General features: G+C 67.1%; 13 protein-coding genes. 3 read left to right on the top strand and 10 right to left on the bottom strand.

Annotated elements, in window-relative coordinates; all coding sequences use genetic code 11:
* Positions 1-6 precede the first annotated feature (6 nt).
* From A3OK_RS0115290 to A3OK_RS0115300, 3 genes are all read right to left on the bottom strand, one after another.
* The gene (locus tag A3OK_RS0115290) at positions 7-261 is read right to left on the bottom strand and encodes an acyl carrier protein (protein WP_019905765.1); all 255 of its coding nucleotides are present in this window, start codon (positions 259-261) and stop codon (positions 7-9) included.
* Positions 262-711: 450 nt separating this feature from the next.
* Complete coding sequence (locus tag A3OK_RS0115295; RefSeq protein ID WP_019905766.1) at positions 712-2,679, bottom strand: ABC transporter ATP-binding protein/permease; 1,968 nt, start codon at positions 2,677-2,679, stop codon at positions 712-714.
* A 132-nt stretch (positions 2,680-2,811) separates the two neighbouring features.
* On the bottom strand, positions 2,812-4,569 hold the full coding sequence (locus A3OK_RS0115300) for a LysM peptidoglycan-binding domain-containing protein (protein WP_019905767.1): 1,758 nt from the start codon (positions 4,567-4,569) through the stop codon (positions 2,812-2,814).
* A 214-nt stretch (positions 4,570-4,783) separates the two neighbouring features.
* On the opposite strand from A3OK_RS0115300, the gene A3OK_RS0115305 reads away from it, so the two are divergent.
* Positions 4,784-5,380, top strand: a complete 597-nt coding sequence (locus A3OK_RS0115305; RefSeq protein WP_019905768.1) for a TIGR00730 family Rossman fold protein — start codon at positions 4,784-4,786, stop codon at positions 5,378-5,380.
* Between the two features lie 17 nt (positions 5,381-5,397).
* Here A3OK_RS0115305 and A3OK_RS0115310 read toward each other — a convergent pair whose 3' ends face one another.
* The 5 genes from A3OK_RS0115310 to dctP form a co-directional block, all read right to left on the bottom strand.
* Positions 5,398-5,730, bottom strand: a complete 333-nt coding sequence (locus A3OK_RS0115310) for a BrnA antitoxin family protein (protein ID WP_019905769.1) — start codon at positions 5,728-5,730, stop codon at positions 5,398-5,400.
* The gene (locus tag A3OK_RS0115315) at positions 5,702-6,004 is read right to left on the bottom strand and encodes a BrnT family toxin (protein WP_019905770.1); all 303 of its coding nucleotides are present in this window, start codon (positions 6,002-6,004) and stop codon (positions 5,702-5,704) included. The genes A3OK_RS0115310 and A3OK_RS0115315 overlap by 29 nt, the downstream gene beginning before the upstream one ends.
* Positions 6,005-6,137: 133 nt before the next feature.
* Positions 6,138-7,490 carry a TRAP transporter large permease gene (locus A3OK_RS0115320; RefSeq protein WP_019905771.1) on the bottom strand — a complete coding sequence of 451 codons (1,353 nt, stop codon included), beginning with the start codon at positions 7,488-7,490 and terminating at the stop codon, positions 6,138-6,140.
* A complete protein-coding gene (locus A3OK_RS0115325) occupies positions 7,487-8,146 on the bottom strand; it encodes a TRAP transporter small permease (RefSeq protein ID WP_019905772.1) in 660 nt (219 codons plus the stop codon). Before A3OK_RS0115325 ends, A3OK_RS0115320 begins: the two co-directional genes overlap by 4 nt.
* On the bottom strand, positions 8,143-9,162 hold the full coding sequence (gene dctP, locus A3OK_RS0115330; protein WP_019905773.1) for a TRAP transporter substrate-binding protein DctP: 1,020 nt from the start codon (positions 9,160-9,162) through the stop codon (positions 8,143-8,145). The genes A3OK_RS0115325 and dctP overlap by 4 nt, the downstream gene beginning before the upstream one ends.
* 164 nt (positions 9,163-9,326) lie before the next feature.
* Between dctP and A3OK_RS0115335 the strand changes: the two genes are divergently transcribed.
* Positions 9,327-9,983: a GntR family transcriptional regulator gene (locus A3OK_RS0115335; protein WP_019905774.1), complete on the top strand. Its 657-nt coding sequence runs from the start codon at positions 9,327-9,329 to the stop codon at positions 9,981-9,983.
* 128 nt (positions 9,984-10,111) lie between these two features.
* The gene (locus tag A3OK_RS0115340) at positions 10,112-11,788 is read left to right on the top strand and encodes a methyl-accepting chemotaxis protein (RefSeq protein ID WP_019905775.1); all 1,677 of its coding nucleotides are present in this window, start codon (positions 10,112-10,114) and stop codon (positions 11,786-11,788) included.
* A gap of 137 nt (positions 11,789-11,925) precedes the next feature.
* Here A3OK_RS0115340 and A3OK_RS0115345 read toward each other — a convergent pair whose 3' ends face one another.
* Together A3OK_RS0115345 and zwf are read right to left on the bottom strand one after the other, a co-directional pair.
* Positions 11,926-12,600, bottom strand: a complete 675-nt coding sequence (locus tag A3OK_RS0115345) for a GntR family transcriptional regulator (RefSeq protein ID WP_019905776.1) — start codon at positions 12,598-12,600, stop codon at positions 11,926-11,928.
* A gap of 189 nt (positions 12,601-12,789) precedes the next feature.
* Positions 12,790-14,268, bottom strand: a complete 1,479-nt coding sequence (gene zwf / locus A3OK_RS0115350) for a glucose-6-phosphate dehydrogenase (RefSeq protein WP_019905777.1) — start codon at positions 14,266-14,268, stop codon at positions 12,790-12,792.
* Positions 14,269-14,677 lie beyond the last annotated feature (409 nt).

A 14,677-nucleotide genomic window follows, 5' to 3' on the forward strand; every position in this document is an offset into this window, starting at 1 on the left:
TGTCGGTCATGCCGCGGCCGACATCGTCAGCTTGCTCACCGTCTCGACGATGATGCGGATGGTGGAGAAGGAGCGCCGGTTGAGGAGGTTGTCCGGAAACTCGATGTTGAAGCGCTCTTCGAGCGCCAGCATCAGCTGGACCGATCCGAACGAATCCAGACCCTTGTCGAACAGGTTGTCGTCCTCACCGATCGCGTCGACCGTCTCGGACAATGCCGCCACGCCCTTCAGCGTCTCGCGTACATCTTGGGAATGGACCATATTGCCGAGCCTTTTAGGTAATATTCAATCGAAATTATCGCGTTGTTCGGCGCGGTCAATATCAAAGCACACCGCTAGTTAATAAGGTGCGACGTGCTCATGTCCTGCATTGGTAAACGAAGTCCTATACTTGCCTCTCATGCGAGCAGTCGTTGCATAGGGGCCGTGGAGAGACGCCACGTTGTCGGCGCCATCGATCGCGCGGACGCGCCCCGGGAGGCCGAAAGGCGGGCGGTGAAAGGGGGGCTGGAAGGCTCATCGACGAGCGTCGATGTCGGTCGGAGAGACCGGCGCGGCCACATCGGACGGCGGCTGCTCCCATGAAAGGCCGGACGACGCAGACCAAAGCTCAACGCGTCTCACCGGGGCCCGGCGGACGATCGCCGCCGCGCGGGCAGACCTCGACGAGACACGCTCATCGAGGTCGGGGACGAGGGCCGTGCGAACGCTCTACTCCGCCGGCATCGGCTCGGGCACCGTGGGCCGCTTCACTTTCGGGAGGGCGGATTCTTCGGGGAGCGGGGTCTCGTCGTCGGCGCGGTCTTCTTCCGCCCGCTTGAGGATCTCGCGGGCCTCGTCGGCCTCGCGCTGGCGGCTCCAGAGGGAGGCGTAGACCCCACCGTCATCGAGAAGGCTCTGGTGGTCGCCGCGCTCGACGATCACGCCTCGGTCGAGCACGATGATCTCGTCGGCATTCACCACCGTCGACAGGCGATGGGCGATGACGAGGGTGGTGCGTCCGCGGCTGACCTTGTCGAGGGCGTCCTGGATCTCGCGCTCGGTGAAGGAATCCAGCGCCGAGGTCGCCTCGTCGAGGACCAGGATCGGCGGTCCCTTGAGGATCGTGCGGGCGATGGCGACGCGCTGCTTCTCGCCACCCGAGAGTTTCAGCCCGCGCTCGCCCACCGGCGTGTCGTAGCCTTCCGGCAGGGCGGAGACGAAGCGGTCGATCTGGGCGAGACGCGCCGCCTCGCGGACCTCCGCGTCGCTCGCGTCCCATTGGCCGTAGCGGACGTTGTAGCCGATCGTGTCGTTGAACAGCACGGTGTCCTGAGGGACCATGCCGATGGCGGCCCGCAGGCTGCCCTGCTCGACCTGCGCGATGTCCTGGCCGTCGATGAGGATGCGGCCCGATTGCGGCTCGTAGAACCGGAACAGCAGGCGCGACAGGGTCGACTTGCCGGCGCCGGACGGACCGACGATGGCGATGGTGCGCCCGGCCGGCACTTCGAAGCTGACGCCGCGCAGGATCGGCCGGGCCGGATCGTAGGCGAAGCGCACGTCCTCGAAACGGACCACGCCCGCCGACACGACGAGGGGCTTGGCACCCGGCCTGTCCGCGATCTCGGGGTTGCGATGCAGGATCTGGAACATGTCGTCGATGTCGATGAGCGCCTGTTTGATCTCGCGGTAGATCATGCCCATGAAGTTGAGCGGCATCGAGAGCTGCACCAGCATGGTGTTGACGAGGACGAACCCGCCCAGCGTCGTGCGCCCGGCCATGATGTCGCGCGCGGCAAGCCACATCACGATCGTCATGCCGATGGTGAAGATCAGCGCCTGGCCGGCATTGAGCACGGCGAGCGAGACGTAGGTCTGGGTCGAGGCTTTCTCGTATTTCGCCATGGAGGCGTCGTAGCGCTCGGCTTCGCGGCGCTCGGCACCGAAATACTTGACCGTCTCGAAGTTGAGCAGCGAATCCACCGCCTTGGTGTTGGCGTCGGTATCCGAATTGTTCATCCGGCGGCGGATTTCGATCCGCCACTGCGTCGCCTTCCAGGTGAAGCCGAGATAGGCCGCGACCATGACGAAGACGACGACCGAGTAGAGCCAGTCGAACTCGTAGGCGAGCACGCCGATGACGAGCAGGAACTCGACGATGGTGGGGACCAGCGTCAGCACCATCAGGCGCGACAATTCCTCGATGCCACCGCGCCCGCGCTCCAGCACGCGGGTGAGGCCGCCGGTCTTGCGCTCGAGATGGAAGCGCAGGCTCAGCCGGTGCATGTGCTCGAAGGTCTGCAGCGCGAGGCGCCGCACGGCGTGCATCGCCACCTTCGCGAAGAGGCCGTCGCGCACCTGGGTGAGCACGGCCATGATCACGCGGGTCACGCCGTAGAGCCCGATCATCAGCATCGGCGCCGCGAACAGCCCGGTCGGCAGCGCGGCACGGACGCCGTCCTTGTCGCCGATCGCGGCGACCAGGGCATCGGTCGCCCATTTGAAGGTGAAGGGCGTCAGCATCGTCACGAATTTCGCGACGAGGAGCAGGCCGAAGGCGAGGAAGACGCGCCGCTGCAGGTCCGGCCGCGTATGGGGCCAGAGGTAGGGCCAGAGCCGGCGATAGGTGGCGAACAGGCCGGGGCGCTCGGGCGGCGTGGTGCCGCCGCCCGCCGCTGGGGTGGGATCGATGTTCATTCAAAACGACTCGGATTGGGCGGGCTCAGGCCCCGATATAGTCCTTCGGAACCGTTCCAGACAGTCGCGCGGCGGCGCAAGGCCGGGATGCAGGCCGCGCGGCCCGATTGCGTCCCTTCAACTCCCGCGCTTTCAGCTCCTGCGCTTCTCCTGCGGCATTGCCGACGCGTTCTCCGAGGGCAGGACGAAGATCTGACCGGGATAGATCAGATCCGGGTTGCGGATCTGCGGCTGGTTGGCGTCGAAGATCACGGTGTAGCGGGTGCCCTTGCCGTAGATCCGCCGGCTGATTTCCCACAGGCTGTCGCCGCGTGTGATCCTGGCGGTGCTGATCTCGGGCACGAACACGGTCTGCGGTGCGGCCGGGGGCTGAAGCGCCAGAGTCGAAGGCGACGCGGAAGGAGAAGCGAGAGGGGACGCGGAAGGGGAGGAGGACGCCGCGGCGGCCTGGTCCGTGGTGGGCCCCGGCTGCGAACGGCCCGTCGTCATCGTCGATGCCGGCGCGCTCGGCGAGGCGTCCTGCGGAGCCGCCGGGACCGAACGGTCGACGAGCGGCGGCTTGGACCGCTTGTCCTGCATCTTGTCCAGCACCTTGCCCGCCAGCGCCGCACTCGGCGAAGGCTTGGCCTGAGATCCGGGCGGCGACAGGGCCGCGACCGCATGCGGCGGCGCGGCGTCCGGCCCCGTGGCCACCACGGGCTTGACCGCGTTCGGCATGGCGAAGGCGACTTCCGACCGGCTCTTCACCTTGCCCGAGACGGGATCGACCTGATCGATGCGGATGCGGTAATCGCCGGGCGCGACCCCGCGTCCGATCGTGAACGAAACCCGCCCGTCGGCACCGACACTGCCGGGCGCGATCAGGGTGTCGTTGATGTAGAGGCGGACGGTGGCCCCGGCCGGCGCCTGTCCGGTCACGAAGAGACGCCCCCCCTCCTCGGCATCGACGCTGACGACCTTGACCGGCACGGCGTCCGGCTTCTGGGGATCGGGCCTGCCGGTTTCAGTCTTGCTCGCTTCGGACTTGCCGGCTTCGGCCTTTTCCGATGTCGCGGCTTCGGCTTTGGCGGAATCGGCGCCGCCCGGCTTCGCGAGCCCGGCTGAAGCCGGGTCGTCCGTGCCGGGCTTGTTGGGCTTTGCGCCCTTCGCCGCCTCGGGGCCGGCCTTCTTGCCGGACGCTTGACCGGCCGCGTTGCCATTCCCTTGGCCAGCCGCCGCATCCGCCACCGGGCGATCGGGCTGCGACAGGACGACGGTGGGTTTGTCGGGCGAGGTCAGCGCGATGAGGGGCTTGGTGGTGCGGTCGGCCGACACCACCACCACCACGGTCTCTTTCGCCTGACGGCCCTGGCCGTCGGCGCCGATGGCACGCAGCGTGATCTCGCTGTTACCGGCGGGGAGCGCAGGCGGGACGATGGCAAACTGGCCGGACGGGTCGATGAGCGCACGGGCAATCGGATGATTGTCGCGCAGCATCTCGACGGTGGTGTTGGGCGCTCCGCGACCGGCGATCACGGTCTCGCCCGTCGGCTCGACGCGGATGATGTCGAAGGTCGGGGCCTGCCCCTGGTCCTGGGCGGCGGAGGGATTGCCCGTCTGCCCGCTGGCGCGCCCGCCCGCCAGCGACTTTCCCGGCGTCGTCGAAGCCCCCTCCTCGCGGCGGGCCGGCGGGGTCACGGGCGATCCCGCGGCGGCGGGCGATTCCGCTGAGCGCGATTCCGGGGTGCTGGTGTCCTTCGCCTGGGGCTCGGCCGTTCCGGCCAAGGGCACCTTGTCGCCCTGCACGCGCTTGAACAACTCGCCCGTGCCGAACAGCACGACCACGAGGGCAAAGCCGCATAACAGGCCACCGCAGGCGAGGATCAGGCTTCGCCGCAACTCCGCCGTCATGGTCCCTCACTCCTCACGCCCATCGACTTTGCGGCAGATAACATCGTCGAGCTTCGGCTCTGGCTGTCGACAAAGTGTCGATTGATGGCGACATACTAGCCGACATGACCGCAAGACCAAATCACGCTTCCCCCCAAAAGGCGGGATCATTCACGAAATCAGCAGTTTGGCCCCTGGATGGCGCCGTTCTGCCTCTCAGCGTCGGAGGCCGGCCATGGCCCCGGTGAAGACCGTCTGCGTCTATTGCGGCTCCGGCTTCGGCGGTGATCCGGCCTTCGCCGAGGCTGCGGCGACGCTTGGCCGCGCCCTGGCGGAAGCCGGGATCGGCCTCGTCTATGGCGGCGGCAATGTCGGGCTGATGGGCACCGTGGCGCAGGCGGTGCTCGATGCCGGCGGCCACGTCACCGGCATCATCCCCGACTTCCTGAAATCGCGCGAGCGCATGCTCGACGAGATCCAGGAGACGATCGTCGTCGGCGACATGCATACCCGCAAGCGGCTGATGTTCGAGCGGTCCGACGCGTTCGTGGCGCTGCCCGGCGGCATCGGCACCCTGGAGGAGTTGGTGGAGCAGCTGACCTGGGCACAGCTCGGCCAGCACAAGAAGCCGATCCTGCTGCTCTCGGTGTCCGATTTCTGGACGCCGCTGCTGACGCTTCTCGACCACATGCGCGACCTCGGCTTCATCCGCGAGGGGCTCGACCTGAACTACCTCGTGGCGAAGGATGCGGGCGAGGTCATCGGCCTGCTGCAGCACGAATCGAGCGAGACCTCCCCGGCGGCCGAGGCCTTCGTGGCCGAGCGGCTGTAACCGCTCGGCGGCGCGGCCTAAGTCCGCGGCGGTTTTGCCTTGGCGGTCTCGCTCAACATCGCCTGCCGCAGGATCGCATTGAGCTTGGTCTGATAGCCGCGTCCCCCGGCCTTCAGCCAAGCCAGGACATCGGCATCGATCCGAGTCGTCAGCTGAGCCTTGACCGGCCGGTAGAACGGGTTGCGAACGGCGTTCGCGAAGAACGCCTCGGTGAGAGGGGGGATGTCCGACCGATCGATATCCCGGTCGGGCAAGGCGGCCAGCGCCACGAGTTCGGACCGTTCCGACGCGGTGAGCGCAGGCGGATGCTCCGGGTCCAGTTCAAATCTGACGTGATCGTTCTTGCTCATAGCGCTTCCGTTCTCGTCGATCGGCGGGTCGGGCCGCGATGATCCGGATCGTCTCCGAACCATCCTGCGCGTCCGTGACGGTGTGGGCGACCGCCAGAACCAGTAGGTTGTCGACCAGACCGAGTGTCAGCCAGCGCCGTTCTCCGCCTTCGATCCGATCCTGGTCCATGAGGGCGTAAGGGTCGGCGAAGACACGCGTCGCAAGCGCGAATGTGACGCGATGCTTGCGCAGATTGCTCTCAGCCTTTGCTTGGTCCCAGCAAAAATACAGCATCACGCCTCGGTAGCAATGACATTTTTGTAGTTACACGAGGCTTCCTGCGCGGTCGATCCAGCAACGGGCGCACGACGGAAAACGGCCCGGACCAGTGAGGTCCGGGCCGCTCGTCATTGCACCGGTGCGATCCTCACCGCGTCGACGGCAGCAGCCAGTTCGGCAGCCACATGGCGATGCCGGGGACGAGGCAGAGGATCAGGATCGCCACGGCCATCAGGATCACGAAGGGCAGCGTGCCCCAGATGATGTCCTTCAGCGGGATGTCGGGGGCGATGTTCTTGATGACGAAGATGTTGAGGCCCACGGGCGGGTGGATCAGCCCCATCTCCATGGTGATGGTCATCACCACGCCGAACCAGACGAGGTCGAACCCGGCGGCCTTCAGCGGCGGCAGGATGATCGGCGCCGTCATCAGGATGATCGAGACCGGCGGCAGGAAGAAGCCGAGCAGGATCACGAGGCCGAGGATCGTCACCAGCAGCACCCACTTCGACAGCTGCATCGCCACGATCGCGGCGGCCGCCGATTGCGAGATGTGGAGGTAGCTCATCACGTAGGCGTAGAGGAGCGACATGCCGATGATCAGCATCAGCATGGTGGATTCCCGCAGGGTCGCCGCGAGGATCGGGTTCACGTCCTTCGGGCGCCAGACCCCGTAGATGATCGCGATGAGGCCGAGCGCCAGCAGTCCGCCGAGGCCGGCGGTCTCGGACGGGGTGGAATAGCCGCCATAGAGCGCCACCATCACGCCGGTGAGCAGGATCACGAAGGGCAGCACCCGCGGCAGCGTCGAGAAGCGCTGGCGCATGCTGTAGGTATCCTCGTTGAGGATGGCCGAGGCGGTGCCGTGACGTTCGTAGGCCTGCTTGGCGGCGGCGTATTCCGAGCGGAAGCGGTAGATCGACCACGCCGCGAACAGCCCCACCAGCAGCAGCCCCGGCCCGATTCCGGCGAGGAACAGGCGCCCGAGCGACTGCTCGGCGGCCACCGCATAGAGGATCATGGTGATCGAGGGCGGCAGCAGGATGCCGAGCGTGCCGCCCGCCGCGATGATGCCGGCGGCAAATCCCGGCGAGTAGCCGCGCTTGCGCATCTCCGGGATGCCGGCCGAGCCGATGGCCGAGCAGGTCGCCGGGCTCGACCCCGCCATGGCGGCGAACAGCGCGCAGGCGAAGACGTTGGCGATGCCGAGGCCGCCCGGGATCTTGTGCATCCAGGCATGCATCGCCGAATAGAGATCCTGCCCCGCCTTGGACCGGCCGATGGCCGCCCCCTTCAGGATGAAGAGCGGGATCGACAGCAGGGTGATCGAGGCCATCTCCTCGTAGACGTTCTGCGCCACCGTATCGAGGGAGGCGGCGGGCATGAAGAAGTACATGAAGGCCAGGGCGACGAAGCCCAGGGCGAAGGCGATGGGGATGCCGGCGAGCATCGCGCTGAGCGTCGCGCCCGCATAGAGGAAGCCGATGGCCGCGACGCTCATGGGTGTGTGCCCGTCTTGAGAATGGTCTGGTTCGGGTTGGGCGTGTTGAGGTCGGCGCCGAGGCCGACCTTCGGGTTGGCCCAGCCGGCCGCGCGCGGGCCGTAGGTCAGCGCCTCGACGATCTGCAACAGGAATTGCAGGCCGAGGAAGCTCATGCCGACCGCCATGAGCGCATAGGGAATCCACAGGGGCGGCCCCCAGGACGATTGCGAGACCTGGCCGTCGACCCAGGCCTCATGCAGCAGGCTCCAGCTCTTCCAGGCGAAGAAGGTGACGAACACGATGCTGATGATGTCGGCCATCAGCAGGCGGACGCGGTTCACGCGGGGCGAGAGCAGGCCGCTCAGGGCCTCGATCGCCACGTGGCCGCGCTTGGCCTGCACGGCGGCGGCGGAGAAGAAGGTGGCCCCCACGATGAGGAACACCGCCATCTCGTCCTGCCAGTCGGTGGGCTCATGCAGGGCGTAGCGCACGAGCACGCTGTAGCTCAGCACGAGGCAGGCGCAGACCAGGGCGATGCCGCCGAGCACCATGATCACCCGGTTGATGGCCTTCATGCCCCGGTCGAGATGCCCGAGAATCCCGGGGATCCGGGGTTCGGGCGTGGCCGTCCCGGTCTCTGAAGCGGCCGAGGCCGCGTCGAAGGCGTGGCTCACGAGACCTGCTCCGCCAGCTTGAGGAGTTCGGCGCAGCTCGCCGACTTGCCGGCGAAGTCCTTCCAGGCGGTCTCGCGGGCGATGTCGCGCCACTGGCCCAGGGTCTTCTCGTCGAGGTTCTGGACCTTGGCGCCGGCCTTGCCGAAGATCTCCTCGACCTTGGTATCGTCCGCCTTGGCGCCGGCCTGCCCGAACGGCTCGAGTTCGGCGCCGATCGCCATGATCAGGTCCTGCTGGTCCTTGGGCAGACGCTCGAAGGCGATCTTCGACATCATGATCGGCTCGAGCATGAACCAGTAGGAGCGCTCGCGGCCCGAGGTCAGGGATTTGGCCAGTTCCTCCAGGCGGAACGAGATCAGGCTGGTGGACGAGGTGATGACCGCGTCGCAGGCGCCCGTCTGCATGGCGGCGTAGGATTCGCTCGAGGGAATCGACAGGGTGGCCGCTCCCGCCTGCTTCATCATCAGGTCCATCTCGCGCGATCCGCCGCGAACCTTAAGGCCCTTGGCGTCCTCTGGGGCAAAGAGGGGGCGCTCGCGGCTGGCGATGCCGCCCGATTGCCAGACCCAGGAAACGAGGATGATGCCCTTCGAATCGAGGATTTCGGTGATCTTCCGGCCGACCGGCGCCTTCTTCCAGGCGATGGCCTGCTCGTAGGAGCTCACCAGCGCCGGCATCAGGCCGATATTCATCTCCGCCACCTCGCCGCCGGCATAGGGGCTCGGGTACAGGCTCATGTCGAGGGCGCCCTTCCGCATGGCGCCGAACTGGGCGTTCGTCTTCATCAGCGACGAGCCCGGATAGACCTGCATCTCCAGGGCGCCCTTGGAGCGCTCGGCCACCAGGGCCGCGAATTTGCGGCACATGCGATCGCGGAAATCGCCCTCGTCGATCGTGCCGCCGGGGAACTGGTGCGAGATCTTCAGCGTGGTCGCCGCCTTCGCCCTCAGCCCCATGGACAGGATGGCGGGGGCGGCGAGGCCGGATGCGACGAGGGCGCGGCGTGTCAACGTCATGGCGTCTCTCCCGAGGCGGACCTTTGAGGTCTCGCTGTTTTGCACCGCAGCATTTATACTGCGGCGCCAATTCTTTATACAAAACACTATGCCTTGTATATTTTGTCAACTGCATTGAATAATGGGCAGTGACGAATTTCAAGCTGCGTAGGGATGGGACCGACATGAGCCGATCGCTCAGCCTCAGGCAGACGATCGAGACGGAGATCGTGGATGGTCGGCTGGCCATCGGCTCCCGCCTCGACGAAACCGACCTCGCCGAGCGCTTCGGCGTCTCGCGCACGCCGATCCGCGAGGCGCTGCTGCAGCTCGCCATGACGGGGCTCGTGGACATCAAGCCGCGTCGGGGCGCCATCGTCAGTGCGCCCGACCCGGAACTGCTCATCGCGATGTTCGAGACGATGGCCGAGATCGAGGCGTCCTGCGGCCGGCTCGCGGCCCGCCGGCTGATCGCGGCCGACGAGGCGGCCCTGAAGGCGGCCCTCTCCGCCTGCGCCGCGGCGGCGGCGGACGAGGATCCCGAAACCTACTACCAGGAGAACTACGTCTTCCACACGGTGATCTACCGCGCCTGCCGCAACGACTTCCTGTGCGAACAGGCGCGGCTGCTCCATCGGCGCCTGACACCGTTCCGGCGGATGCAATTGAGGGCGCGCCACCGGCTCGGACAATCGCTGGCGGAGCACGAAGCCATCGTCGCCGCCATCGTCGCGGGCGACGAGATCGCGGCATCGGAGAGGCTGCGCGCCCACGTCATCGTTCAGGGCGATCGCTTCTCCGACCTCGTCGCCAACCTGCGCTCGCTCAACGACGCCGCGTGAGAACTGGTGAATGACGAGGATGGGGCATCCTCATCAAGTCATTGGGCTGAAGCCAAGCAATCTTTAGGGATTGGCCACCATGGTTACGGCGACGTTGCACAAACTCGCTCGTTTTCCTGGACCGTTTCATGCGCCCCTCCATCAAGACAACGCTCATCGGCCTCTTCACGGCACTGGCCCTCATTACGGCAGTGCAAGGACTGGTTGCATTGCGAAAACTCGACGCCATCGGCGGCCGGATCGAGTTGCTGGCCACAAATGTCCTGCCCTCGGTGGATGCGGCCCACACCCTGAGTACGCTGGTGATGCGCACCCGCCTCTGGCAGTTCCGCTATCTCATGGCGGAGGACGAGGCCGAGCGTGCCCTGGGCGTCAAGAATGCCGGAGAGATGATCCAGAGCGCCGAGAAGGGCAGAGCCGCCTACCCGTCGCTCATCGCGTCACCGGCGGAACAGGCGCTGTTCGATGATTTCGCCGCCAAGTGGCAAGTCATGATGACGGGCTGGACCGCTCTGCGCGAGATGGATCCCGGCCAGCGCGCGTTGCTCTCCGAGCGTTTCCGCGGCCCGATGAATGCCGAATACCTCGCCGCGACCGCCGCCGCGCGCAAGCTCGTGCAGTTGAACGTCGAGGCCGGGACCGCCGCCGGCGTGGCGGCGCGCGAGGAACAGGCCCAGGCCGTTGTCACCACGCAGGCGATGCTGGCGATCTCCGTCGCCATGGCCCTGGCCGCCATGGCCTTCGCCTTCCTCGGCGTGTCGCGCCCGATCGAGCGGGTGACGGCGGCGATGCGCCGGCTGGCCTCCGGCGACACGGAGGTGGCGATCCCCGGCATCGGACGGACCGACGAGATCGGCGCCATGGCCGCCACCCTCGACACCTTCCGCGATAATCTGGTGCGGACCCGTGCCCTGGAAGCCGAGACCGCGCAGGCCCGCGCCGGAGCGGAAGCCCAGCGCAAGGCGGCCGCGCTCGCCCTGGCCGAGGGTTTCGAGAATGCGGTCGGCGGGATCCTGACCCGCGTTTCGGCGGCGGCGACCCAGCTGCGCGCGACCTCGCAGAGCATGTCGGGCACGGCCACCGAGACCGCGCAGCAATCGGTCGCCGTCGCGGCGGCGGCGGAGGAGGCGGGCACCAACGTCACCATGGTGGCGGCGGCGGCCGAGGAACTCGGCTCATCGGTGATGGAGATCGGGCGGCAGGTCCACGGTTCCACCAGCCTCGCGCACCGGGCCGTCGAGGAAGCGGCGCGGACGGGCGCGCAGATGAAGGACCTGAGCGATGCCGCGGCGAAGATCGGCGACGTGGTCGCGATGATCGCCACCATCGCCGGCCAGACCAACCTGCTGGCCCTCAACGCCACCATCGAGGCGGCCCGCGCGGGCGATGCGGGTCGCGGCTTCGCGGTGGTCGCGGCGGAAGTGAAGGAACTCGCCAACCAGACCGCGCGGGCCACCGACGAGATCGGCAGCCAGATCAGCCGGATCCAGGGCTCCACCGGTCAGGCCGTCACGGCGATCGAGACCATCACGGCCCGCATCCGCGAGATCAGCTCCGTCGCCACCTCGATCGCCGCAGCGGTGGAGCAGCAGGGCGCCGCGACGCAGGAGATCGTGCGCAACATCAACCAGGCCGCCGAGGGCACCGGCGAAGTCACGGCCACCATCGCGGGCGTGGCGGGCGCCGCCGAGGAGACGGGCGCCGCCGCCTCGCAGGTTCTGGCCTCCGCTTCCGAACTCTCTCGGGAATCGGAGCATCTCACCGCGGAAGTGGGGCAGTTCCTCGCGACCATCCGCGCGGCCTGAAGACGGGCGCCCGAGCGGATCGAGCCATCGACACGACGATCCCGGAGCTCCGACGCGGAGCCCCGGGATTCGTCGCTAAACCAAGCGGGCGTTGCCCGCGCGAACGACCGGCGGACCGTCGCCCTCCGGCCGGTCCCTCAATTGCCCACGCCGAAATTCTCGGCGATGACCGGGGTCTTCGATCGGATATGGGCGCGCATGAGCGCTGCCAGCGCCTCGCCGTCGCGGGCGTGGAGGAGCGCGATCATCCGCTCGTGCTCGGACACGGCCCGGCTCCATTGTTCCGCCGTCTGGTGGACGGCGTAGCGCGAGCGCTGGATGCGGCCGGACAGGCTCGCGTAGATGGCGCCCAACGCGGAGTTGCGGCTGGCGGCCATGATGGCCTCGTGGATCGCGCGGTTGAGCCGGAAATACGTGGCTTCCTCGCCGTTCTTCCAGGCCGTCACCATCACCTGATGATCCCGCTCGATGACCGCGACCTCCTCGTCGGTGATCGTGCGGCAGGCGAGATCGGCGGCCGTCGCCTCGAGACCGGCGATGACCTCGATCATCTCCTCGATCTCGGCCTGGGACAGGCTCGCCACCCGCGCCCCACGGTTGGGCAGCAATTCCAGCAGCCCTTCCGTGGCAAGAATCTTGATCGCCTCGCGCAGGGGCGTGCGCGAAATGCCGAACCGCTCGGTGAGCTCGCTCTCGTTCACCCTGGCCCGCGGTTCGAGTTCACCGGACTGGATGAGATCGCGCATCCGATCCACGACTTCGTCATGGAGGTAGCGACGATTGATCCCGATCGTCGATTCCAGCTTTTCCATGGGTGCGCGGGTCTTGATGTTGGAGGGTTAGATACTCTCCAAACGTGTATGCGTCGGACATCGGCCTGTCGAGGGAGCGCCCGAACAGTTGATCGCAGTCACCGGGGCATAACTATTCTTCGCATGTGCGAAGAGACGGGCGCGAACAGACCCGTCCGGCGGGACCGGCGCGGGACTCGGCGCCCCGGCTCAGTGCATTTCCTCGTGCCAGGTCCGTCCGTCGCGCTCGATCAGGGCGATGGCGGCGGTCGGGCCCCAGCTTCCGGCCGGATAGGCACGCGGCGGCTCGGGCCGGTCGGCCCAGGCCTTCAGCAGCGAGTCGGCCCAGGCCCAGGCGACCTCGACCTCGTCGCGGCGCATGAACAGGGTGGCGTTGCCGCGCACCACATCCATCAGCAGGCGCTCGTAGGCGTCGGGATAGCGCTGCTTGAACGTCTCCTCGAAGGAGATGTCGAGATTGGTCGGCCGCAGGCGCATGCCGCCCGGACCGGGATCCTTGGTCATCACTTCGAGCTTGATCCCCTCCTCCGGCTGGAGCCGGATGACGAGGCGGTTGGGCTCGCGCCCGAAGGATTCGGCCGGGAAGATCGAGAACGGCGAGGCGCGGAACTGCACCACGATCTCGGACAGCTTCTGGGGCAGGCGCTTGCCGGTGCGGAGGTAGAACGGCACGCCGGCCCAGCGCCAGGATTGCACTTCGAGCTTGAGGGCGACGAAGGTCTCGGTCCGGCTCGCGGTCTCGCCGCCGAGATCGGTTCGGTAGCTCTCCACCGGCTTGCCGTCGACGGCGCCGGCCGAGTACTGGCCGCGCACCGTGACGGCCTGGACGTCGCGCGGCGTGATCGGCTTCAGGGCGCGCAGCACCTTCAGCTTCTCGTCGCGCACCGAATTGGCGTCGAGGGTGAGCGGGCTCTCCATCGCCATCAGGCAGAGGAGCTGGAGCAGGTGGTTCTGCACCATGTCGCGCAGGGCGCCGGACGTGTCGTAATAGCCGGCGCGGCCCTCGACCCCCACCGTCTCGCCCACCGTGATCTGGACGTGGTCGATGACGTCCGCCGTCCAGAGCCGCTCGAAGATGGTGTTGGCAAAGCGCAGAGCCAGCAGGTTCTGCACCGTCTCCTTGCCGAGATAATGGTCGATGCGGAAGATCTGCTCCTCGGGGAAGACCTCGCCGACGGCGTCGTTGATGGCGCGGGCCGATTTCAGGTCCTTGCCGATGGGCTTCTCCAGCACCACCCGCGACTTCTCGCCGATGAGCCCGTGGGCCGAGAGATTGCGGCAGATCGAGCCGTAGAGATCCGGCGAGGTGGCGAGGTAGTAGGGCCGCACCTGGTCCGGCCGCTCGGCGAGCTTGGCGGCGAGATCGTCCCAGCCGTCGTCGCCGGCCCCGTCAACCGCCACATAATCGAGATGATCGAGGAAGGCGGCGAGCTTGTCCTCGTCGAGGTCGCGCGCCGGAATGAAGCGCTTGAGCGCATCGCGCGCCCGCTCGCGGAACGCCTCGGCGCTCATCTCGGAGCGGGAGGCGCCGATGATGCGGCTGGTCCCGGGGATCTGGCCGTCCTTGTAGCGGTAATACAGCGCCGGCAGCAGCTTGCGCGTCGTCAGATCGCCGGTGGCGCCGAAGACGACGCAATCGAAGGAAGCGACGGGGATGATGGTGGCCAAGAAGCGGCTCCCGGGTTCGTTGCGCCGGTCGAAATCTGCCAGCCTAGGGGGGCAGCGGCACTCGCCGCCCATGCCCCACGATCGTGGGGGTGACTTACCCTGCAAGCAAGAGCTTCGCCAGCGGGGCAGGCACGCGAATGCATCGATCGCCTCGTACCCGCATCGGATGCGGCATCCCATGCGGGACGATTCTCACGCGGAGCCGATGCGATCGGGCCGACATCGCAATGGGTTGTGAGCCACAGCCTGACCCCGCCCCTGCGGGCGGCACCCCGAAGACTCGCGGATATTCGCGAATACATCAGATTTCGACGAAAATCGTCGATGAATACAAATTATCATCGTTCGTATCGCATTTCGCGAAAGCGATTTACAATTGACAACCATGGATTTCGACTCGATGGTCTTG

Origin of the sequence: Methylobacterium sp. 77 (assembly GCF_000372825.1) — a bacterium.
GTDB lineage: Bacteria > Pseudomonadota > Alphaproteobacteria > Rhizobiales > Beijerinckiaceae > Methylobacterium.